At 34.9% G+C, this 24,304-nt stretch carries 19 protein-coding genes; 9 read left to right on the top strand and 10 right to left on the bottom strand.

All coding sequences use genetic code 11. The annotated features are described in order from the left end of the window. Window positions 1–5: 5 nt before the first annotated feature. Window positions 6–3,185, bottom strand: a complete 3,180-nt coding sequence (gene glpK, locus ACE94K_RS01250; protein WP_378178800.1) for a glycerol kinase GlpK — start codon at window positions 3,183–3,185, stop codon at window positions 6–8. Window positions 3,186–3,549: 364 nt separating this feature from the next. After that, window positions 3,550–4,005, bottom strand: a complete 456-nt coding sequence (locus ACE94K_RS01245) for a GAF domain-containing protein (RefSeq protein WP_378178797.1) — start codon at window positions 4,003–4,005, stop codon at window positions 3,550–3,552. 138 nt (window positions 4,006–4,143) lie between these two features. Here ACE94K_RS01245 and ACE94K_RS01240 point away from each other — a divergent pair, with 138 nt between their 5' ends. The 8 genes from ACE94K_RS01240 (at window position 4,144) to ACE94K_RS01205 (ending at window position 14,452) form a co-directional block, all read left to right on the top strand. After that, the gene (locus ACE94K_RS01240; RefSeq protein ID WP_378178794.1) at window positions 4,144–4,557 is read left to right on the top strand and encodes a hypothetical protein; all 414 of its coding nucleotides are present in this window, start codon (window positions 4,144–4,146) and stop codon (window positions 4,555–4,557) included. A 120-nt stretch (window positions 4,558–4,677) separates the two neighbouring features. Next, window positions 4,678–8,361, top strand: a complete 3,684-nt coding sequence (locus tag ACE94K_RS01235; RefSeq protein WP_378178791.1) for an efflux RND transporter permease subunit — start codon at window positions 4,678–4,680, stop codon at window positions 8,359–8,361. 54 nt (window positions 8,362–8,415) lie between these two features. Further along, a complete protein-coding gene (locus ACE94K_RS01230) occupies window positions 8,416–9,684 on the top strand; it encodes a TolC family protein (RefSeq protein ID WP_378178788.1) in 1,269 nt (422 codons plus the stop codon). A 36-nt stretch (window positions 9,685–9,720) separates the two neighbouring features. Continuing rightward, window positions 9,721–10,287, top strand: a complete 567-nt coding sequence (locus ACE94K_RS01225) for a DUF3347 domain-containing protein (RefSeq protein WP_378178785.1) — start codon at window positions 9,721–9,723, stop codon at window positions 10,285–10,287. Continuing rightward, on the top strand, window positions 10,284–11,018 hold the full coding sequence (locus ACE94K_RS01220) for a heavy-metal-associated domain-containing protein (RefSeq protein WP_378178782.1): 735 nt from the start codon (window positions 10,284–10,286) through the stop codon (window positions 11,016–11,018). The genes ACE94K_RS01225 and ACE94K_RS01220 overlap by 4 nt, the downstream gene beginning before the upstream one ends. A gap of 15 nt (window positions 11,019–11,033) precedes the next feature. Beyond that, window positions 11,034–11,732: a PepSY domain-containing protein gene (locus ACE94K_RS01215; protein WP_378178779.1), complete on the top strand. Its 699-nt coding sequence runs from the start codon at window positions 11,034–11,036 to the stop codon at window positions 11,730–11,732. A 5-nt stretch (window positions 11,733–11,737) separates the two neighbouring features. After that, window positions 11,738–13,453, top strand: coding sequence for an efflux RND transporter periplasmic adaptor subunit (locus ACE94K_RS01210; protein ID WP_378178777.1), 1,716 nt, complete (start codon window positions 11,738–11,740; stop codon window positions 13,451–13,453). Between the two features lie 237 nt (window positions 13,454–13,690). Further along, complete coding sequence (locus tag ACE94K_RS01205) at window positions 13,691–14,452, top strand: M15 family metallopeptidase (protein ID WP_378178774.1); 762 nt, start codon at window positions 13,691–13,693, stop codon at window positions 14,450–14,452. Window positions 14,453–14,789: 337 nt separating this feature from the next. Here ACE94K_RS01205 and aceB read toward each other — a convergent pair whose 3' ends face one another. After that, window positions 14,790–16,388 carry a malate synthase A gene (gene aceB / locus ACE94K_RS01200; protein WP_378178771.1) on the bottom strand — a complete coding sequence of 533 codons (1,599 nt, stop codon included), beginning with the start codon at window positions 16,386–16,388 and terminating at the stop codon, window positions 14,790–14,792. Window positions 16,389–16,507: 119 nt separating this feature from the next. Here aceB and ACE94K_RS01195 point away from each other — a divergent pair, with 119 nt between their 5' ends. After that, the gene (locus ACE94K_RS01195; protein ID WP_378184188.1) at window positions 16,508–17,989 is read left to right on the top strand and encodes a helix-turn-helix domain-containing protein; all 1,482 of its coding nucleotides are present in this window, start codon (window positions 16,508–16,510) and stop codon (window positions 17,987–17,989) included. 14 nt (window positions 17,990–18,003) lie between these two features. Here ACE94K_RS01195 and ACE94K_RS01190 read toward each other — a convergent pair whose 3' ends face one another. The 7 genes from ACE94K_RS01190 to ACE94K_RS01160 form a co-directional block, all read right to left on the bottom strand. Continuing rightward, window positions 18,004–18,774, bottom strand: a complete 771-nt coding sequence (locus tag ACE94K_RS01190) for a hypothetical protein (RefSeq protein ID WP_378178768.1) — start codon at window positions 18,772–18,774, stop codon at window positions 18,004–18,006. 247 nt (window positions 18,775–19,021) lie between these two features. After that, window positions 19,022–20,656, bottom strand: coding sequence for a chaperonin GroEL (gene groL, locus ACE94K_RS01185; protein WP_378178765.1), 1,635 nt, complete (start codon window positions 20,654–20,656; stop codon window positions 19,022–19,024). Window positions 20,657–20,740: 84 nt separating this feature from the next. After that, window positions 20,741–21,016 (bottom strand): co-chaperone GroES, encoded by a 276-nt coding sequence (gene groES, locus ACE94K_RS01180; RefSeq protein ID WP_219007873.1) that lies wholly within the window; start codon window positions 21,014–21,016, stop codon window positions 20,741–20,743. A 147-nt stretch (window positions 21,017–21,163) separates the two neighbouring features. Further along, window positions 21,164–21,499, bottom strand: coding sequence for a preprotein translocase subunit SecG (secG, locus tag ACE94K_RS01175; protein ID WP_378178762.1), 336 nt, complete (start codon window positions 21,497–21,499; stop codon window positions 21,164–21,166). Window positions 21,500–21,508: 9 nt separating this feature from the next. Then, window positions 21,509–22,468, bottom strand: a complete 960-nt coding sequence (locus ACE94K_RS01170) for a hypothetical protein (RefSeq protein WP_378178759.1) — start codon at window positions 22,466–22,468, stop codon at window positions 21,509–21,511. Between the two features lie 19 nt (window positions 22,469–22,487). Then, window positions 22,488–22,991, bottom strand: coding sequence for an LptE family protein (locus ACE94K_RS01165; protein WP_378178756.1), 504 nt, complete (start codon window positions 22,989–22,991; stop codon window positions 22,488–22,490). A 43-nt stretch (window positions 22,992–23,034) separates the two neighbouring features. Beyond that, on the bottom strand, window positions 23,035–24,297 hold the full coding sequence (locus tag ACE94K_RS01160) for a sigma-54 interaction domain-containing protein (RefSeq protein ID WP_378178753.1): 1,263 nt from the start codon (window positions 24,295–24,297) through the stop codon (window positions 23,035–23,037). Window positions 24,298–24,304 lie beyond the last annotated feature (7 nt).

The raw sequence follows: 24,304 nt of genomic DNA, 5'->3' as shown, positions 1-24,304 counted from the left end.
TGGCATCAAACAATTTCTTTTTCATAGTAGGTTGAGGCATCTTGTAAGAGTAAGTCTAAATAATGATTTTCCTTTTCAAGTCGTTTTTCATCCCAACCCAAATACTTCACAAGATCTTCCTGAACAATAGAGCGATATTGCCACACACTTTGAATGTCAAAATACAATCTTCCGGTTCTTCTTACAAAAAAATCCGCAAGGCTATTTACCATTTCGTGATGTACTCCATACCATACTTCTGATCGTATCAATTTCTCGTCTATAGAATCATTAAGAAAATAGCTTACTTTATTTAGAATGATATCAGCTTGTTTTCCATACGTCGTGGTCAGATACCATCCGCAATGTTGATCTTGAATACCAATATCTTTTAGTCGGTGATTGATTTCTTCAAGGTATTGATTAACCTCTTCTGTATTTTTAAGTGGTTCACTGGTAAGGGGGATGCTTTGAGTAAATGATTTCGAAAATTGTTCACGTCTCTTACTATTCATCGTTTTTAAAACAGTATCAATGACACGCTGAGCCATTTTACGATACCCTGTAAGTTTACCTCCGGCAATAGAAATAAGTCCTGTTTTGGAAACAAAGATTTCGTCTTTTCTAGATAATTCTGAAGGATCTTTTCCGTCTTCGTGAATTAAGGGCCTTAGACCGGCCCAATTAGATTCTATATCTTCAAGAGTAAGGTTCACAGCAGGAAACATGTTATTTACTGCATTTAGTAGGTAGGTTGCATCATCTTTCGTTGCTATCACACGGTTAAGATTAGCACTGTAATTAGTATCCGTTGTTCCAACATAGGTGGCTCTTCCTCTCGGAATTGCAAAAATCATTCTGCCGTCTGGAACATCAAAATAAACGGACTGGCTTAACGGAAATTTTTCTCTAGAAAAAACAATGTGTACACCTTTTGTAAGGTGAAGATGTTTATTATTCATAGAGGCATCCTTCTCTCTTAGTAAATCTACCCAAGGCCCAGCTGCAGAAACATAGTTTCTGGATTTGATTACAAATCTTTTTTCTAAATTATGATCTAAACATTCAAGACTCTTAATTTTCCCCTCTTCATCATAATTAAAAGAAGTCATCTCACAATAGTTAATGACATCGGCACCATAAGAAGCAGCTTTTTTAAGCAGTTCTATAGTAAGTCTTGCATCATCTGTTCGGTATTCTGCATAATATCCTCCTCCGGTAAGTCCTTTTTTATTAAGTAATGGTTCTTTGTTTGCAGTTTCTTCAATGCTTAGCATTTTTCGCTTATCATCACCTTCTACATTTGCTAGAAAATCATATACTTTTAGTCCGATAGCGGTCATCATTTTACCATAAGTTCCACCTTCAACGAGGGGTAATAACATCTTTTCTGGAACAACCAGATGTGGAGCAAGCTTATGTACCATGGCTCGTTCACTTCCTGATTCTTTGACTAAAGCAATTTCCATTTGCTTTAGGTATCTTAATCCGCCGTGAATCAGTTTAGTCGATTTATTACTCGTTCCTGATGCAAAATCATTTTTTTCTACAAGACAAACTTTCAAACCTCGTGAGGCTGCGTCTAATGCGATTCCTGCTCCAGTTACACCGCCACCAATAATAATCAGATCATATTTTGTTGCTTGAACTCGTTGCAACTGTCTTTCTCGATCCAGAATTGAAAACCTGATAGGGCCTTCTTCTTTTACCGAAAGCATATTTTTGTTTACTGTTTTGGTACGTTCCACCGCTTCTTGCCAGCCACCGTATTTTCGGTTTCGTTGATGCTCTGTAATTTGGGGTTTGAATCTGTTATCTACAACTCTGATTTTAGCAATATCTTTTTTATTCCAAACTCCAGCTTTTATTCCTGCCAGAAAAGCGGCACCCAATGCCGTTACTTCTAGCATTTTTGGTCGGTCTACTTCTACGTTAAGGATATCTGCTTGAAATTGCATTAAATAGTTATTAGCGGATGCTCCACCATCAACCTTAAGTTCTTTCATCAATTTGCCACTATCTTCCACCATAGCGTCCAATACATCTCTTGTTTGGTAGGCTAAAGCTTCAACCGTAGCTTTGATGATTTCGTTTTTACCGGAATCTAGCGTTAAACCATAAATAGCACCTTTAGCATTCATATCCCAATGAGGTGCTCCAAGACCGGCAAATGCAGGAACTACATACAAATCTTCTGAAGATGAAGTGGTTTTACAAATTTCTTCGGTTTCTGAAGCTTTTGTAATTACCTGTAATTTATCACGAAGCCATTGAACCGAGGCACCTCCCACAAAAACACTCCCCTCCAGTGCATATTTAATATGGTCGCCCGGTAAGCTACAACATAACGTTGTCAATAAACCATGCTTAGATTGATATGCTTTTTTTCCTGTATTTAATAATAAGAAACAACCAGTACCGTACGTGTTTTTTGCTATTCCGGATTTGTAGCCACCTTGCCCAAATAAAGAAGCTTGCTGATCCCCTGCTACTCCATAAATAGGTATATTTTTTCCATGGTATGAGATACTTCCAAAATCTGAAGAAGAATGCTGAACTTCTGGAAGAACGCTTTTAGGTATATTTAACTCGGTTAAAATCTCTTTGTCCCACTCTAGTTGTATGATGTTGTACAACATAGTTCTAGAGGCATTAGAATGATCTGTAACGTGTTTCTTTCCTTCAGTAAATTTCCAAATTAACCAACTGTCGATAGTCCCAAAAAGAAGGTCCCCATTTTCTGCTTTTTCTCTAGCACCGGTTACATTATCCAGAATCCATTTTAATTTAGTTCCAGAGAAATACGAATCAATTCGCAATCCTGTATTTCTGGAAATGTAATCTTCAAAACCTTTTTCTTTTAGGCTTTCGCAAATTTTTGAAGTTCTTTTGTCCAACCAAACGATGGCATTATAAATTGGATTACCTGTTGATTTATCCCAAACCACCGTGGTTTCCCTTTGGTTGGTGATTCCAATTCCTGCGATTTCATCTATGGTTATTGTTGATTTGGATAGTACCTCTTCAAAAACTTCTTTTTGATGTCTAAAAATTTCAATTGGATCGTGTTCCACCCATCCTGATTTAGGGTAATGCTGTGTTAGTTCTTTTTGAGAAATGCCACAAATATCACCTTTATTATCAAAAATAATGGCTCTTGTACTAGTGGTTCCCTGATCAAACGCTATAATATATTTTTTACTCATCAGTAGATATTTAGCTTTATTTTCTTTTAGGAAAAGCTCTGGTATTGCTTTAAAAAGAGCTGTATTTACAAGAAAAACAGTAATTTAAAGATAAATATCCTAAATAATAGATCGACAGAAAAGATATTTTTTGATTTAAAATAATGTAATCGTTTGTATTATTTTTTATACATCGAATTCTGGTTTTTACTAATTTTTTTTAAAAGAAAAATTCTAAATATCTATCATTAGATAATAGAATTTGAAAGAATTGTGGTCGTGGATGCCTTTATAACCACTCTAAAAGGAGCACAAAAGAATTTGAAATATTCTTAGATGATGGATATTTCCTATAGGGCTAAAATAAAAAAGAAACTAAGATATATTATAAGATTTTTGAAACTTCTTGGTTTACAAACTCCAAGAATCTTTCGTCTTTTTCTGTAAATGGATCAGGTGTTTCAGAATCAATATCAATTTGTCCGATGTTTTCTCCATTTTTGAACAGTGGTATCACGATTTCGGATTTAACAGTAAAACTACAAGCAATGTAATTATCCTGTGCCTGTACATCGGGAACTACAAAATTTTCATTAGATACTGCAACCTGACCACAGATCCCTTTTCCAAAAGGGATAATCGTATGATCCGTCTCTTCGCCAACATACGTGCGGAGTTTTAATTCTTCTTTATCCCCATTTTTGAAATAAAACCCAACCCAGTCATAATACTCAACAGTATCACTAAGAAGTTGACAAATTTGTTGTAGTCGATGAGTTACAGAGTCCTTGTCATTTTTTAGGATATCAACAACTTTAGGTTTTAAATCTTCAAATAGCATTCCTTACAATTTTTCGGCAAAAGTATTTAAAAAATTTAAATACACCGGTTTTTTCGAATGGTATTGTTTTGTTAAAAATTTCTAAGGAAAATGCAAAAAATCAAACAATCTCTAAATATTATGTATTTTTGTTATTGAATGAGAAAAGGTTTTCAGAAAATAACATGTACCGTACTAGCCTTTCTAGTATTGCTTTCTACAGTATCGTTTTCAGTAGAAAAGCATTATTGTGGAAGATTTTTAGTAGATGTTGCTGTATTTTCTAAAGCGAAAGATTGCGGAATGAATATGATGAGTCATTTTGATGATCAGAATCAAGTAAAGAAACCCTCTTGCTGCAAAGACGAGATTATTATTGTCAAAGGCCAGGATGAACTAAAAACTTCTTTTGATCATATAGCTATTCCGCAACAGATTTTTGTTGCCTCTTTTTTTTATTCTTACATCGATCTCTTTTCTACAGGAATACGAAAGAATAATTTTTACAAAGAATATGATCCGCCTGAGGTGGTCCGGGATATTCTTATACTCCACGAGACTTTTTTAATTTGATTTAGTTATCATTTTGACAGACACGCTTACAATTGCTATTGTAGACGGTGTACTATTGGTTCTTGTTTTCATTTTAATGAATTTAAGTAACCCCATAATCATTAGCTAAATCAAACAACTATGCTCAACAAAAGCATTAAATTTTTAATAGAAAATAAACTTGTAGCAGTTTTGCTATTGTTAATTTTTGTAGGATGGGGTCTTGTTCACGCTCCGTTTCAATCAGATGACTACTTTTTGCCTAATGATCCGATTGCCGTAGACGCGATTCCGGATATTGGTGAGAATCAGCAGATAGTTTTCACCAAATGGGAAGGAAGATCTCCTCAGGATATTGAAGATCAAATAACGTATCCTTTAACCACCTCTTTATTAGGTATTCCAGGCGTCAAAACGATTCGTAGTTCATCAATGTTTGGTTTTTCCAGTATCTATATCATTTTTGAAGAGGATGTAGAGTTTTACTGGAGTCGTAGTCGCATTTTAGAAAAGCTGAATTCTTTGCCCAACAGTTTGTTACCAAATGAGGCAAAGCCAGTGTTAGGACCAGACGCTACTGGTTTAGGTCAGATATTCTGGTATACATTAGAAGGTCGAGATCAAAATGGAAAAGTAACAGGTGGATGGGATTTACAAGAATTAAGAAGTATTCAGGATTATTATATAAAATATGGATTGTCCTCTGCAAATGGTGTTTCTGAGGTGGCATCTATTGGGGGGTACGTTCAGGAATATCAAGTTGACGTCAATCCTGAATTATTGAAGCAATATAAAATTGGATTACATCAGGTGGTAAAAGCTGTAAAAGAATCCAATCGTGATGTAGGAGCTCAAACACTGGAGATAAACCAAGTAGAATATTTGGTTCGTGGTTTGGGCTATGTGAAGTCAATTGCTGATATAGAAAATGCAGTTGTTAGTTCTGAAGATTATATAGCTATCAGGATAAAAGATATTGCTAAAGTTTCTCTAGGTCCTAAAACCAGACGAGGTATACTCGACAAAGAAGGTGCAGAAGTCGTGGGTGGAGTCGTGGTTGCAAGATATGGTGCAAATCCCTTTGAAGTTATTAATAATGTAAAAGATAAAATACAAGAAATAAGTTCCGGATTGCCCTCAAAAACCCTAAAAGATGGTAGAATTTCTCAATTAACAATAGTGCCTTTTTATGATAGAACAGAATTGATTAAAGAAACTTTGGGTACCCTTAAAGAAGCACTGACACTGGAGATACTTATTACTGTTTTAGTAATTATTATAATGGTTTTTAACCTCAGAGCCTCGATTTTAATCTCCGGATTACTGCCGGTGGCAGTTCTGATGGTTTTTATCTCGATGAAGATCTTTGGGGTCGAAGCGAACATAGTGGCGCTATCCGGTATTGCTATTGCTATAGGAACAATGGTTGATGTGGGCGTGATTCTTTCAGAAAATATCATACGGCATATCGAAGAAAACAAAAAAAACCTGCCTGTAAATAAGGTTGTCTATAACGCCACTACTGAAGTTTCGGGTGCTATCCTTACAGCTGTTTTGACTACTATTATCAGCTTTGTTCCCGTATTTACCATGATGGGAGCAGAAGGAAAGCTTTTTCGTCCGTTAGCATTTACTAAAACCATGGCGTTGGTATCATCCATTATTATTGCGTTGTTTTTGATTCCGCCATTCGCAGCATTTTTATTTAGAAAACGAAATATCAAAAAAACGATAAGTTATCTATGGAGTATCTTGTTGATCACATCTGGATTAGTAGTAGTTTTTTATGGAGCTTTTTTAGCTTTGCTCCTTATAATGTTCGGAGTTATCCAAATGTTAAAGCTTACTGGAAAAGTTTCTGAGCAGAACTCCAATCTAATGAACAATTTAGGATCCGGAATAGCGGTAGTTTTTCTTTTGGCAGAATATTGGAGACCACTAGGAGTAGATAAAAATTTATTCTGGAATATCCTCTTCGTTGGTTTTATTTGTTTCGGATTGTTAGGGTTGTTTAGTTTGTTTAGAAGGTTTTATAGCAGAATTTTGATCTGGGCATTACATAACAAGTTGTTGTTTTTGTCAATGCCAATTGCAATGATAATGGCTGGAGTATTTATTTTTCAAAATACAGGCAAAGAATTTATGCCATCTCTAAATGAAGGGTCTTTTTTGTTAATGCCAACATCTTTACCACATTCTGGAGTTGAAGAAAATAAACGTGTGTTACAACAATTGGATATGGCTGTAGCCAGCATTCCAGAGATAGAAACAGTCGTAGGAAAGGCTGGTAGAACAGAATCAGCACTTGACCCTGCTCCTTTATCTATGTACGAGAATATCATTCTGTACAAGCCGGAATATGCATTGAATCAAAATGGAGAACGGCAAAGATTTAGGGTGAATGACAAAGGATTATTCGAATTGAAGAATGGGAAGTACGTTTCCGATGCAAGTGGCTCACAAGATTTACTAATTTCTGATGATGAAGGTGAATATTATAGAAACTGGCGATCTCATATCAAATCTCCTGATGATATCTGGAAAGAAATTATTAATGCAACAAAACTACCCGGAGTAACTTCTGCTCCAAAATTACAGCCAATCGAAACCAGATTGATTATGCTCCAAACTGGTATGAGAGCCCCTATGGGAATCAAAGTAAAAGGGCAGGACCTGGCATCAATAGAAGCGTTTGGTATCGAATTAGAAAATATTTTGAAACAAGTAGAAGGAGTCAAAAATGAAGCTGTTTTTGCTGATAGAATCGTAGGTAAACCTTATTTGTTAATCGATATAGATCGGTCTCGTATAGCCCGTTACGGAATTTCTATTGAACAAGTTCAGCAAGTGTTGGAAGTAGCTTTAGGAGGAAAAGAACTTACACAAACCATAGAAGGGAGAGAACGATACGGCATAAGAGTACGTTATCCACGTGAATTACGATCCGATCCAAATGCTATTAAGGATATTTATATTCCTGTGGCAAAAGGAAATCCGGTTCCACTAAGTGAACTGGTTACTATTAAATATGAACAAGGACCACAAGTAATAAAAAGTGAGGACACATTTTTAGTGGGATATGTTTTGTTTGATAAGTTAAACGAATATGCAGAAGTTAACGTAGTAGAGAATGCTCAATCATTGATTAAAGATAAGATTGAACGTAAAGAACTAATGGTTCCAAAGGGGATTAGTTATCAATTCACAGGTTCTTATGAAAATCAATTGCGAGCAGAAAAAACACTAAAATTAGTGGTGCCTTTGGCCTTGATGATCATATTTCTTCTATTATATTTTCAGTTCAGATCTGTGACCACCTCTTTGATGGTTTTTACAGGAATTGCTGTAGCATTTGCAGGAGGTTTTTTGATGATCTGGTTGTACGGGCAAGACTGGTTTTTAAATATTGATTTTTTTGGCGAGAATTTCAGAGAACTTTTCCAAATGAAAACTGTAAATCTAAGCGTAGCTGTTTGGGTAGGATTTATTGCTTTGTTCGGAATAGCGACAGATGATGGCGTCGTAATGGCGACGTATTTAACCCAAACTTTTAGAAAAAATAAACCAAATACACTGGAAGAAGTTCATAGTGCTGTGGTAGAAGCAGGTATAAAAAGAATACGTCCGTGTTTGATGACGACTGCAACAACCATATTGGCGTTATTACCAATATTAACATCCACAGGAAGAGGAAGTGATATCATGATCCCGATGGCTATACCAAGTTTTGGAGGAATGCTCATTGCTCTGATAACATTGTTCGTTGTACCGGTATTGTTTAGCTGGAGAGAAGAGTTTTTGTTGAGAAAAGTGAAAAGTAAATAAGGAGTAAAGATAAAAGAATAAAGAATAGTGAGAATTGACAAAATGTGCTGTAATATGAAAATAAAAATGGTTTGGTTTAGTAGTTTTTTGAATGCGGATTTTAGAATAAGAAAGAAGCAGTCTTTGATTCTTTTATCTTTGCTCTCTTTTCTTTTTTCAAACGGTCAAACTTTACAGGAGTATATAAAAGAAGCTCAAGAAAATAATCCAGAAATCAAAGCCTTCCATAATGCAGTAGATGTAAGTTTGGAAAAAGTAAATGAAGCCGGTAGTTTGCCAAATACAAATATCGGAACAGGCTATTTTCTAAGTGAGCCAGAAACAAGAACAGGTGCTCAGAAGGCAAAATTTACAGCCCAGCAAAATTTACCCTGGTTTGGAACCATCAAAGCGAGAAAAGAAACTGCTTCTATGGAAAGCAATGTGGAAAAAAATAAGCTGGAGATTGCCAAAAGAAAGATTACGTTGCAGGTAGAACAAAAGTACTATCAATTATACCAGCTCAAGGCAACTCAAAACGTGTTGGCTGATCAAGACAAATTGTTAGATACTTATATCGAGATTGCTCTAAAAGAAGTAGAAAACAATCGAGCTTCTGCAGTAGATGTATTAAAATTAAATATAGCTAAAAACAATCTTCAAAATCAGAAGGAAATTCTAAAAGGAGAAGTTTTGACTGCTGAAACAGCTCTAAATCAATTATTACACAGAGATGGTTTTGACCCATTAACCATTCCGGATAATTTATTCATTCCTGAGGAGGAACCGACTATGATGTTGGACGATATTATTTATCACCCTGAGTTACTTACTTATGATTACTTAACTGATTTGTTAGAGAAAAAAGAAGTAGTAAATTCAAAAGAAGCACTGCCATCTATTGGATTGGGTTTGGATTACGTGATTGTTCAGGAGCGTCCTGACGTAAGTTTTTCTGATAACGGTAAAGATATTGTGATGCCAATGCTTTCTTTTTCTATTCCGCTTTTTTCTAAAAAATATAGTTCTCGATCCAAACAATACCAGCTTCAGAAAGAAGAGGTTTCGCAAAAAAGAGAAGCATCTCAAAATAGTTTAGAAACGCTTTTAGAAGAAGCTATAAACAACAGAATCACAGCTCGAATTAATTATAATACACAACAAAAAAATATAGAACAGGCAAGACAAGCAGAAAAGGTAGTGTTGTCTGAATATCAAACAGCAAGGTTAGATTTTGAAGAAATATTAGACATTCAGCAAATGCTGTTAGATTTTGAAAAGAAAAAGATAGCTGCTATATCAATGTATTTCATGCAAACAGCTGTCCTTAATTATTTACGTTAAAAATTTAAAAAATTATAACCCTTAAAAAGTAATAAAATGAAGAAAATAGTTTTAAACATTACAGCTTTGGTAATAACTTTATCAATAATTTCTTGTGGAAAGGATAAGAAAGAGGAAACCAAAAAAACAACTCCTGAAACAGAAAAGACGACAACCAATACGATGGTAGATCTTAATCAGACAGATACAAAAAGTGATGTTGTATTTACTGATGTTCAGATTGATAAGATCTATGGACAGTATTTAATGATAAAGAAAGAACTGGTAAACTCTAATGCTAAACTGGTGCAAGAGGAAGCAAAAAAGCTTAATACTTTGCTTGACGATACCGAAGAAAAGAAGCAACTAAAAGCTACAACAGAGTTGATTTCTCTTACCAAGGAAATTAAAAAACAAAGAGATTTTTTTGTGACCCTAACCGAGGAGACTGAAAAGCTAATTAGTAATGCAGATATAACCTCAGGAGAAGTATATAAACAATTCTGCCCAATGGCTTTTGAAGGTAATGGAGGATATTGGTTATCAGATTCAAAAGAAGTTCGCAATCCATATTATGGAGATAAAATGTTGAAATGTGGTAGTGTGAATGAGACAATAAAATGAAACATCGATATCACATAGAAGGAATGACCTGCGAAGGATGCAGATCTGGTGTAGAAAATACATTGAAAGCCATCCCGGGGGTTACAGATGTTAAGGTAAATCTGGAAAATAAGGAGGCAATTATAGCATCAAAGGAACGATTGGATATTGAGATATTTAAAAATGCATTGCCAGAAAAATATACTATTACGACAAAAGATGGTAGCGCAATTGATGTGAAAGCATCTTATAATGAGTTTTCTGAAAAGAAAAGTGAATTAAAGCAACTATTCCCGCTTTTTTTGATTTTTGGATACATAACCGTAGCGTCTGTACTAATGAATTACAATCCATGGGATACAGCTGATTTCATGTTGGATTTCATGGGATTATTTTATGTGGTGTTTAGTTTCTTTAAGCTTCTTGATGTAAAAGGGTTTCCCCAGTCTTTTAGGATGTATGATCCTTTGGCAAAAGTATTACCGTGGTATGGATGGGTGTACCCTTTTATTGAAGTTGGATTAGGGCTCATGTTTTTATTGCGTTTTAATATCAATATAGCTTTGATCGTAACGATTTTGATTTTAGGTATTACTACGGTTGGTGTGACAAGAGTACTCCTTGATAAAAAAAGCATTCAATGTGCCTGTTTGGGTACCGCCTTGCAATTACCAATGACCAAAGCTACTTTTATAGAAAATGCTATTATGTTAGTGATGGCGATATGGATGCTTGTGGAAATATATTCTTAAAAACTGAATAAAATAATGGTCAATAGAAAAACAGCAATAATGATAAGAAAAGCACATCGCTACCTTGGAATATTTCTCGGGGTTCAGTTTTTGATGTGGACTATAAGTGGATTATACTTCAGCTGGACAAATATTGACGAAATACACGGAGACCAGTTCCGAAAAGAGATAAAACCAGTTGTTCACAATGAATTATTAGGGTTAGACGATGTTTTATCGAGATTTAACATAGCAACACTAGAATTGAGAACCATTGCCGATCAACCTTACTACTGGGTTAATGATAGTATATTGATTAGTGCAAGATCTGGAAAAGTAAAGTCGAAAATTTCTGAACAAGAAGCGGTAAGCGTCGCCTCTGTAAACATATCAGAAAGTTTAGAAGTGGCTTCGATTGATTACATAACTAAGGTTGGAAAACACCACGAATATAGAGGAAGAGCATTACCGGCGTATGTAATTAATTATGATCATCCTGAAAAAGTAAAGGTATATGTCTCAGCAATAGATGGCGCATTTCAAAGGGTTAGACACAGATCGTGGCGATGGTTTGACTTTTTATGGATGACTCACACCATGGACTATGAGGGGAGAGATGATTTTAATACATTGATTTTAAGAGTATTTTCATTATTAGGGTTGATAACAGTGCTAAGCGGTTTTGTTCTCTGGTTTGTAACCTCTCAAACAGTCAGAAAAGTTTATAAAAAATAAATGAGATGAAAAAAAATATTGTTTATATAGGTGTTGCCGTATTGTTCGGGTTGTTTGTGGGATATCTTATTTTTGGAAGTAAAACCACAGAAGGATCATCAGGAGTACATGATCATACCGTGGACACCTCTGCTCAAATGTGGACCTGTTCTATGCATCCTCAGATTATGCAATCAGAACCAGGAGATTGTCCCATATGCGGTATGGATTTAATTCCAGCAGAAATGAATGTAGATGGTCTTATGCCGGATCAGTTCAGGATGACAGAAAATGCCTTGGCATTGGCCAATATACAGACGTTTACAGTAGGTGAAAACGGAGTAGGTTCTGAGACCATCAAACTATCGGGTAAAATTGAACAGAATGAAAAAGCTAATGCTGTACAAGTTGCTTATTTTGGAGGTAGAATAGAAAAGCTTTTTGTTAATGTTACCGGCGAAAATGTAAAAACTGGTGAATTGTTAGCTACTATTTATTCTCCTGAGTTAGTGGCTGCTCAACAGGAATTATTGACGTCGATAGCATTAAAAAAATCACAACCAGAATTATACAAAGCAGTTAGAAATAAGCTTAAACTATGGAAACTTTCGAATAATCAGATTGATCAAATCGAAGCTTCTGGCATAGTAAAAGAAAACTTCCCCGTTTATGCAACGGTCTCAGGAACAGTTATTTCGAAACTGGTTGAAGTAGGCGACTATGTCAAACAAGGACAAACCTTGTATAAGATTGCAGATCTTGGTTCAGTTTGGGCATCTTTTGATGCGTATGAAAATCAAATGGGATTACTAAAAGAAGGCCAAAAGATTAACATCAAAACAAATGCGTACCCAGGAAAAAGTTTTGAAACTGAAATTTTTTTCATCGATCCTGTTTTAAATTCCAGTACCAGAACCTTTGGTGTAAGAGCTGTAGTTCAAAATAAAAATTCAATTTTTAAACCTGGAATGTTTGTAGAAGGCATTATTTCTAATGTCAATCAGAATATAGATCCGGTTATTACAGTTCCAAAAAGCGCAGTTTTATGGACCGGAGAAAGATCGATTGTATATGTAAAAACAAATTCAGATCGACCTGTTTTTGAGATGAGAGAGGTAATTCTCGGAAATATGAATAACGATTCTTATCAAATTCAAAAAGGACTTACTAATGGAGAAGAAATTGTTGCGAACGGAGTCTTTACCGTGGATGCGGCAGCGCAACTACAAGGAAAAAAATCAATGATGAACCGGGGTAAGAAAAAAGACGAACTTCAGAGCAGTGATCATAGTAAAAATTTAAGTCTGTCTGCAAGTTTTCAAGAAGGATTTATAGAAGCTTTGCCACCTTATTTTCTTCTGAAGGATGCGTTGGTAGCGAGTAATGAAAATGATGCATCGAAGTTTTCTGGACAGATGCTAACCAAATTAGAGGATATAAGTACGGTCAATTTACAGTCAAGAGAATTGAAATATATCGATGCAATAAGGAAATATTTAGAAATGATTGCAAAGAAAGATACTTTAGAAAGCCAAAGAGACCTCTTCGTAAAACTAAACGAAGATCTACACGTTTTGATTAAAAATATCGACTTGCTTTCAGATGCTATTTATATTCAAAAATGTCCTATGGCAGCTAATAATAAAGGAGCAATTTGGTTGAGTAAAGAAGAAGAAATTAGAAACCCTTATTTTGGGGATCAAATGCTTACTTGTGGGAGCGTAATCGATACTTTAAAATAAAATAAGAGCTTGTATATAAGGATGATCTGCGAGCATAAATGTTAAAAATATACCGTTTTATTTTAATAGTATGCTAAAACGATGTATCTTTAATTTAGGGAAATATTGGATTACGTTTTTATTGGATTGCAAAGATTAGCAAGATATGGTACGGTTTTTCTATAAAAAATCGTAGGCATAGTACTTCGTTATGTTGTAAATTTTATGCTATTGAATGTAATCATAAACGAATGGGATATGGTAAAAAAACTACTTTTTATTACTTTTTTAGCCTTACTTTTTTCTTGTAAGGAAACTTCAGTAACAACAATGACTAGTGCCAGCACATTAGCGTTGTTAGAAAAATCCAAAGCTATTCAGTTACGTGCAGAAAAGGTAGAAAAACATATGCGAGAATGGCAGGATTCTTTAGATCGTTTTGATAAAGATAGAAGTACGCAAATTAATGTTGATGATAATGAGTTCGTGGACATAGAAACGCTTTCTAATTATTTCGTCTTAGATATGAAATACGCCACTAGCAACAACTTTTTAAAAAAGGCGGTATACTCTTGCGCAAAATGTTATGTCAGAGGAGTAGTGGCAAAGGCTCTGATTAGAGCTAATAAGGAATTCATGAAGAAGGGATACAGAATTAAGCTATTTGATTGTTATCGCCCTTATAGTGTCCAGAAAAAAATGTGGAAAATATTTCCTAATCCAGGGTATGTGGCGGATCCAAAGGGAGGGTCAATTCATAATAAAGGAGCAGCGGTAGACATCACACTTACAGATTTACAAGGAAATCAATTGGATATGGGGACCGATTTTGATCATTTTGGTAAAGAAGCGCATCATTCGTATAAAGAACTATCTGATGAAGTGATTACTAATCGCACACTGCTTAGAGAGATTATGGAGAAACACGGGTTCTCTATTATAAAAACAGAATGGTGGCATTATAATTTCAAAAACAAGAAGTTTAAGATTTCTGATTTTAGGTGGGAATGCAGTTCATAATAACCTATTCTATTTAATTTTTTTATAATAAAACAGCATCCACTAATAATAGCGGATGCTGCAAGAGCACAATAATAAAATCGGAAAAAATTAGAATTGTTTAATTTCTGTGCCATTCGCGATTGTTTGCTGTAAAAGATTTAGCTGTAGTTATGCAATTCTTGTTCAGCATCAAAATAAGTAGCACTAACAGATTCTTCTTGCTCACAGTACATAATCCATTTTTTTGTAATGCAAGTTCTTCTTAAGTTTTGTTGATTCAGGATAAAGGAAACAAAACTTTGTTGTGTTGTGCATGTTTGTTTTGTTTCCCGGTTATCAATTGCTCCTGAATTATCTATAAATATTTGTATGCTTGTGTTGTCAAAAATTCTTCAAACTTTTCTGAAGTAACTAGTTTGTAAAAAATCTGAATGGCATTTTGATAATTTTTACCTTCAAATAGTTGTGTTCCGGCCTGCTTTTCAATAGTTTTTAGCTCATCTTCAAAAAGCATATGAAACATATTAGAATTCAATCTTAAACCATTATCTAGTTTTACTTCATTTTTAAGCCATTGCCAGATCTGGGTTCTACTGATTTCTGCAGTAGCAGCATCTTCCATAAGATCGTAGAGAGCAACTGCACCATTTCCTCCTAACCAAGTAGCGATATAGTGAATTCCTACGTTGATATTCTCACGAATTCCTTTTTCTGTGATAGTTCCCTGAGGAATTTCTAAAAGATCTTCTTCAGTAACCACGACATCTTCTCTTTTTACAGCTAATTGATTTGGCTCTTGCATATGAAGGTTAAAAACACCCATAGCAAGTGGTACCAATCCCGGATGCGCCACCCAAGTGCCATCGTGACCATTCTTCACTTCACGTTCTTTATCTGCTTTTACTTTTGCAAAAGCAAGTTTATTACGTTCTTCATCGTCTTTAATTGGAATCTGAGCTGCCATTCCGCCGATAGCAAGTATATTTCTCTTATGACAACGCTGTATTACTCGTTTACTGTAAGCATCCATAAAAGGGCTGGTCATAGTAACCTGTGCGCGATCTGGAACTACAAACCCTTTATGATTTCTTAATTTTTTGATATAACTAAAAATGTAATCCCATCTTCCGCAATTTAAGCCTACAATATGTTCTTTTAATGCATAAATGATTTCGTCTAATTGAAAACTGGCCGTGATCGTTTCTACTAGAACAGTAACTTTGATCGTTGCGTGCTCCATTCCTAGATATTCTTCAGTGAAATCAATTACATCATTCCACCAGATAGCTTCGGTAAAGTGTTCCAGTTTTGGAATATAATAATAAGGAGCAGTTCCGTTTTCTTTTAATTGTTCATTATTGTGAAATGCATATAGAGCAAAATCAAATAGAGAGCCACTGATCTCCTGACCATCAATCAATAAATGTTTTTCGTTAAGATGTAAACCTCTTGGACGAACAATTAAGGTTGCTATTTCTTCGTTGAGTTGATATGTTTTATCTTTCTTAGGATTGTAGAACGAAATAGTTTTATTGACGGCATCCATAAGATTCTTTTGTCCTTGTAAACAGTTTTCCCATAAAGGAGCATTACTGTCCTCAAAATCTGCCATAAATGTTTTTGCACCAGAATTTAATGCATTAATGACCATTTTTCTATCGACAGGACCGGTAATCTCCACTCTGCGATCTTGCAGATCTGCAGGGATTGGGGCAGCTAACCATTCGCTGTTTCGAATCTCTTTGGTGTTTTCCGGAAAGGCCGGAGAAGTTTCCAGATCAAACAAGCGTTGCTGTTGTTCTCTGTTTCTTAAAAGGGTTAATCGTCTTCCGTCAAAACGATTATGCAAAGCTTCTAGAAAAGCTAAAGCACCATCTGTAAGAATCTCGGGATGATAATTTTTCACCTCTTTTGTAAAGCTAATTTTCTGACTTAGGTTTGTTTGAGTTTCCATAACTATATCGTTTGTGTGAACAATATTAAAAAAAAGTTTTTTATAAAACAAGCGAACGTTCGCTAAATGTGAATATTTTGTTTTTGAAAATATTCGCAGAAATTGCTACTTTTGATTTTATGGCAATAGCAGAAGAATACATTAGATTGATTTTTGGATTGAAAATCAAGCAGATACGAACAGATAAAGACTTATCTCTTTTTGGTTTGTCCAAATTAAGTGGATTATCTAAGTCCTACTTAAATGAAATTGAAAAAGGAAAAAAATATCCCAAAACAGATAAAATAATTAAGTTGGCAGAAACGCTAGAGGTTCCATATGATAGTTTGGTATCTTTAAAATTAGATAAAAATCTGGCGCCAATCGGTGAGATTCTACAATCAGGAATTCTTGATGAAATTCCGCTAGAATTGTTTGGGATTCAGCAAAGTGACTTAATTGACATCATCGCAAATGCTCCTTCTAAAGTAAATGCTTTTATAAGTACTATCATAGAGATCGCACAGCACTATAATATGAGTAGAGAAGGGTTTTATTTAGCTTCTTTAAGATCATATCAAGAAGCTCATAACAATTTCTTTAAGGACTTAGAGGACACTGCAGTGCGCTTTGCTAATTCATATCAATTGGACTTATCGGGTCAAATAACCGCCATAGAATTAGAAGAGATTTTGATAGAAGAATATGGGTATACGATTCATACAGCAGGAATACCACATCACGAAGAGTTAGATAATTTGAGATCTGTTTTTGTTCCTTCAACAAAAACATTGCTTTTGTCAGACAGAGTAGATGAGCCTCAGAAAACCTTTATTTATGCAAAAGAATTAGGATACCAGTATATGAAAATTACAGAGAGGCCCTATACTTTTTCTTGGATACGATATGATAATTTTGAGGAGGTATTGCATAATTTTTATGCTAGCTACTTTGCTGGAGCACTAATCATTCCAAGAAATCATTTAAAAGAGCATCTTAAAAAATTATTTACTGCCAAACGATTCTCTGAGAAAGATTTTCATACAATTATGAAGTTGTATAACGCTTCACCAGAATCGTTTTATCAGCGGTTAACAAATATATTACCCAAGGATTTTGGGATGCAAAACGTATTTTTTTTAAGGTTTACTCATAAAAAAGGGATGGAGCGTTTTAATTTGGTAAAAGAATTGCATATTACTCATCAACAACAACCCCACGCTAATGAAATCAATGAACATTATTGTAGAAGGTGGATGGCGATTAAAACCTTACAACGAACAGCGACTAAAGATCTGGACTATTCTTTTGACATACAAATATCGGATTATGCAGATACAGATCAACAATATTTGGTGTTTACATCAGCTACCAAGGATCCGTTTAGAAAGGATTATTACCGTAGTATAGGAATCGGATTTTTGATTTCATCGGCTTTAGAAAAGAAAATTAATTTTGTGAACGATTCGAAAATACCCAAGGTAAAAGTTGGTGTTACTTGTGAATCGTGTTCTATTATGGATTGTGAAGTTAGAAAAGCCCCGCCAAAACGTTTATTGGCAAAAGAAAAATACAAGAGAACTTCTAAATTAGTAGCTGATATTGTGAAAGAGTATTCATAGTTTAATTTTATAAATTAGTTAAATACTTTACTCAATTTGCCTAAATACTGAGATGTAGTTTCTTTTAAATACAGCCCCATCGCGATAGCTGTTTTGTCTAATAAATTCATTTTAAAAAATGCATAATCAAAGTGATGTAGGCGTCCACTGGTTAAAGAATTTCTTTTTTGTGATAAAATTTCACATTCGGAGGCAGAGATGTTATTGATTCCTCCAACATCTATATAATTACGCAGGCGACCTTCAGTATTAGATAAGGCTTCTTCTAAAATGGATAAGCTTGTAGCTGCCTCTGCCAGTATTTTTCTCTGCAAATTAATATGGTTAATTGCTATTTCTTTTTCAGATTGAACCTGTTTGTCTGACTTTTCAACAGAGTAATAATCCTTATCAATATCACGATTAAACTGCTTAATAGTTTCTAGATGTATATGACCTAAATCTCTCATGGAAGAGATTACTTCTTCAAATTTAGCTTGCAACATCATATAATATTTGCGTTCTCTGGCTAATGTTCCTTGGTCGTGTTTATCTTTTGTAACTAAAAAAAAATCAAGTATCCCTTTTTCCACCTCGTGATCTATCGCGCTGGTGCGAGTAAGTAGCTGAGAAAAGGGTTCTGCTTTGGTGGTAAACTCTTTGGTTAATATAAGTATCTCATCCAGAGACTCTTTTCCTTTCTCCTGAAAGTGATTATTGTTGAAGTCTATAGGTTCTGGTTTGGGATCAGTTGGTTTGTTTTTCTTTCCATCTTCCTCAAACAAATCATCATATAAGCCAGGCATACTTCTGTTAAAAGTTAAAGTTGGTTTGATGTTATATTTTCTTAGTCAAATATACTGTTTTTAAAAAAGGTTTTAATAACACAAAATTCAATGTTTATATTTAAAAACAAACCCTATTTCAAATTTCTGAAATAGGGTTTTTATATTTCTTAGCAATAAAACTTAGGATTTGTAAGCTTGCTAAATAATCTTATTTGCGTATTCTATCCACAAACAAACTAAATAAATAGCCTGCGGTGGCTCACCGCTACATCATTCCTGGCATACCTCCGCCCATAGGTGGCATTCCGCCTCCGGCATTCTCTTCTTTAATGTCTATTAATGCGCATTCGGTTGTAAGAATCATTCCTGAAACAGAAGCTGCATTTTCTAAAGCGATACGTGTAACTTTCTTTGGATCGATAATCCCTGCTTTTAGCATATCAACATATGCTTCAGACTTCGCATCATATCCAAAATCACCTTTACCTTCTAATACTTTAGAAATTACCACAGAACCTTCTCCTCCTGCATTTTCTACGATAGTTCTAAGCGGAGCTTCGATAGCACGGTTTACAATTTGTACACCTGTTGCTTCGTCCGCATTTTCCGTTTTTACCTTTTCTAGTGCCGTTTTAGCTCTAACTAAGGCAACACCACCTCCAGCAACAATACCTTCTTCTACTGCTGCACGAGTAGCGTGAAGAGCATCATCAACACGGTCTTTCTTCTCTTTCATCTCTACTTCAGAAGCAGCACCAACATATAGCACAGCAACACCTCCAGCTAATTTAGCTAAACGTTCCTGTAGTTTTTCTCTATCATAATCAGAAGTGGTAGTTTCTATCTGTGATTTAATTTGATTTACTCTGTTTTTGATTAAATCTTCTTCACCAGCACCATTTACTACTGTGGTGTTATCTTTATCTATTGCCACTTTTTCTGCAGTACCTAAATGTTCGATAGTAGTGTTTTCTAATGTAAACCCACGCTCTTCAGATATTACAGTTCCGCCTGTTAGTATGGCAATATCTTCTAACATAGCTTTACGTCTATCACCAAAACCTGGAGCTTTTACTGCTGCGATTTTTAATGCACCACGAAGTTTATTTACAACAAGAGTAGCTAATGCTTCTCCATCTACATCTTCTGCAATGATTAAAAGCGGTTTACCTGTCTGAGCTACCGGCTCTAGAATAGGTAATAAATCCTTCATGGCAGAGATCTTCTTATCAAATAATAAGATGTATGGGTTTTCTAAATCTGCAGTCATTTTTTCGCTATTAGTAACGAAATATGGAGAAAGATATCCTCTGTCAAACTGCATTCCCTCTACAACATCTACGTGAGTCTCTGTACCTTTAGCTTCTTCTACAGTGATAACACCTTCTTTTCCTACCTTATCAAAAGCTTTGGCAATAAGATCACCAATCGTTTCATCGTTATTAGCAGAGATAGCAGCAACTTGTTTGATCTTATCAGAAGAACTACCTACTTCTTTAGTTTGTTTTTCTAAATCTTCAGTGATGGCAAGTACTGCCTTATCAATACCACGTTTCAAATCCATTGGATTTGCACCGGCAGCCACGTTTTTAAGACCTTCTTTTACGATCGCTTGTGCTAATACAGTAGCAGTAGTAGTTCCATCTCCAGCAAGGTCATTGGTTTTAGAAGCGACTTCTTTTACCATTTGTGCTCCCATGTTTTCCAGAGCATCTTCTAATTCTACTTCTTTAGCTACAGAAACACCGTCTTTTGTTACTTGTGGTGCTCCAAATGATTTACTAATGATCACATTACGACCTTTGGGTCCTAATGTTACTTTTACCGCATTTGCTAATGCATCTACACCACGTTTGATTCCGTCACGTGCTTCTATGTCAAATTTTATGTCTTTAGCCATAATATTTCTTTAATTTTTTTTAAACTTCAGTATTCTGATGTTTTCAGAAGTATTGAAAGTTTTGATTTGTGTTTTGATTCAGTTTTAAACGATTGCAAGGATGTCATCCTCACGCATAATTAAATAGTCTTTTCCATCTAATTTTAATTCAGTACCGGAATACTTTCCGTAAAGTACAGTATCACCAACCTTTACAGTCATTTCGTGATCTTTTTTACCACTGCCTACTGCAGCTACTTTACCTTTTTGTTGTTTTTCTTGTGCTGAATCAGGGATGTATAATCCTGATGCCGTTTGCGTTTCCGCTGGAAGTGGTTCAATTACCACACGATCCGAAAGAGGTTTAATATTTACTCCCATTATGATTAGTTTTATTTTTTAAATTAAAATGAATAATCTGAAGCTGTGTATTTCAGAAATTATGCCAGTGGTGTGATACTGACAAATTGAAACAAAAAATGCCGACTGTATGACAAGTCGGCATTTATTTTAGTTTTTCAAGATAGATTATTCTCCTGATGTGTCATCTGTTGTCGGAGTAGGTACTGCTGGAGTATCAATTACTTCAACATCATTCGTGTCTACTGTTGGATCTTGATTTACGGCGCCATCCATTAGATCTATATTTGATAAAAGGATCAATGCTAACAATAAAGTTGCTAGCGCCCAGGTACTTTTGTCTAAGAAATCAGTAGTTTTTTTAACACCGCCTAATTGCTGTGTTCCACCGCCACCAAAAGAAGATGATAACCCTCCTCCTTTAGGATTTTGAACCATAATTACTACTACCAGTAAAAAGGATACTATTACGATTAGTATTAAAAAGATTGAAAACGTTGTCATTATATATTTTTATTTATTTTCTTGGATTTTTTTGATCGCTCGAATTTGGTCTGCAAAGAAACCACTTTTTTCGGGATTTTTCAAAATTAATATTTTATAAGCTTGAATTGCTTTTTTATACTTCTTTTGAGCCAAATATACTCTGGCTAAAGTCTCTGTCATTAATTCATCTGGAGCTACCATATTCTCGTTGGCAAGATTGCGTACAGGAGCACTTTTTTCGGCAGGCTTTATCTTTGGATTATTGGAAATAAATTCATCAATCAAATTAAATTTATGTTCTTGATCCGGTGTTTTATTTACCTGATTTTGCTGATTGTTGTCTTCATTTTTAAGAAGAACATCTTTTTTTTCTTCGGCATTCTGGTCAATAGGTTGTAAGGATGTAAGCTTTAGCCATTCTGTAAAGGAATGTGCTTCCTTTCTGTCAAAATCAAATGGTTTGTAAATTTCTGATTCTTTGACAGCATTTTTATTTGAAGGATTCTCTTCTGTTGAGCTTTCTTTTTCTGATTGTTTAATGATAGTTTCGGCAATAGAAATATTTCTGGATATATCATCTTCTTTAGATGAAAATAAGGCGGGATTTAGAACTTCTTCTGCTTCCTCCATTTTCATATCCACTGCATCATCAAGAGAAATTCTGGAAAGGACTTTTACTTCTTGCGCGTCAACTACATCAATATCTATGTTATTTTTCTTTTCTATAACAGAATCAGCCGTGTTTTTTTCAAAAAGTTTAGAGGTTATGAAATCAAACAAGATTCCTCTGTCTGTTGTATAGGCAGCGGTAGTTTTTAGCTCTTGGTTATATCTAAAACTTTCCTGTCCTTTCAAACCCTTTAGTAATAGAGCTCTTGTGGATTGAAAATAAGGAAATTCCTGAATGATTTTTTCCAAATTTTCGGTTTGTTCCTTATTTATTAAAGAAGGATTTTGAAGTAAGTATGTAAGTTCTTTAATATTCAAAAAAACAATAATTAAGTTATTACCACTTTGCTAAAGTTGCATTTAAAATATCTTGAGTAATTCTCTCATAAATGATCTGTATCGCTTCGTCGCGAACTGCGGTTTCTGCTTGAGATGCAGGATAATCGAAAAAGAAAGAAAAACGTTGCTCTAAATCCTCTTTTGGGTTTTTGGTGTCATAAAAACGAACATTTACCGCAATTGTTAATCTGTTTTGCGCAGCAGTATTGGACGATGTTGCATTGGTAGGAGCTACATAGTACTGAACAATTTCTCCTTCGTATACTAAATCACCATTAGAGGTTGTTAAATCTAAATTTGTCTGATTAAGAATTAAATCCTGAAGTTCATTTGTAAATCTTTGATCAATTCCAGGAATAATAATAGAAGCTTGATTCTGAAAGAACTCAACTTGAAATGAAGTTGCAGTTGTATTCACACCACTAAAAGAATATGCGCCACATCCCTGAAGTATTGCTAATCCAACAAGTATTAGAACTATGTGTTTTAATTTATTTGTCAATTTTTTAATTTTTAATTTGGTATTTCTCAAATCTCAAACCTAATTAAAGGTCATATTGTTTTATTTTTCTGTAAAGTGTTCGCTCACTAATCCCTAATTCTTCTGCAGCTGCTTTGCGTTTTCCACGATGGCGTTCCAAAGATTTTTTGATCAACTCTAGTTCTTTATCATGTAATGAAAGTGTTTCTTCTTCTTCAATCTCTTCTGCAAAATGATATTTGTCATCTTCTTTCTTTAGGGGCTCAGGTGGAGTTATTTGCAGAACTTCTGTTGTTGGTTGTTCTGGTTCTTCAAAAGGGATTGTTTCTTCTTCCTTTTCATCACGATAAATCTTCCTAATTAATCCCTCGTTTTCTTTCTGAACTTTTTGAGAGTTTCCGCTCTGCATCAATTCCATAGTTAACTTCTTGAGATCATTAAGATCATTTTTCATGTCAAAAAGCACTTTATACAAAATCTCTCGCTCATTACTGAAATCACTCTCTTTTTTGTCTGATGAAATGATTGCCGGTAAATTGCTGCCAATATTCGGTAAATAGCCTCTAAGAGTATTTGCAGAGATCGTTCTGTTTTGTTCAAGGACTGATATTTGTTCTGCAATGTTGCGCAATTGCCGAATGTTACCACTCCAATGATATTTTTCTAATAATAGAACTGCATCTTCTTCTAAACGAATCGTTGGCATGTTGTATTTAGTGGCAAAATCAGAGGCGAACTTTCGAAATAATAAATGTATATCCTGCTCACGATCTCTTAGCGGAGGCAATAGAATTTCTACAGTACTTAAACGGTAATAAAGGTCTTCTCTAAACCTTTCTTTTTTTATGGCTTCAAACATGTTTACATTGGTAGCGGCTACAATTCGTACGTCTGTTTTTTGAACCTTAGAAGATCCTACTTTGATAAATTCTCCATTTTCTAGCACCCTCAGAAGTCTTACTTGAGTTGTTAAAGGCAATTCTCCAACTTCGTCAAGAAATATAGTTCCTCCATCAGCCACCTCAAAATAACCACTTCTTGTAGAAGTTGCACCCGTAAAGGCTCCTTTTTCGTGACCAAACAATTCACTATCAATAGTTCCTTCTGGTATTGCTCCGCAGTTAACGGCGATATATTTACCGTGTTTTCTGTGAGATAGTGAATGAATAATTTTCGGAATACTTTCTTTACCTACACCACTTTCTCCGGTCACCAAAACCGATATGTCTGTAGGGGCAACCTGAATGGCTTTTTCTATAGCACGGTTTAGTTTAGGGTCATTTCCTATGATCCCGAATCGTTGTTTTGTAGCTTGAACTGATTCCATTAAATAA

The sequence above is a fragment of the Aquimarina besae genome (genome assembly GCF_042434905.1).
In the GTDB taxonomy this organism is placed as follows: Bacteria; Bacteroidota; Bacteroidia; order Flavobacteriales; family Flavobacteriaceae; genus Aquimarina.
Note: the sequence above shows the minus strand (reverse complement) of the source record. Positions and strands in the feature narration are given on the sequence as shown.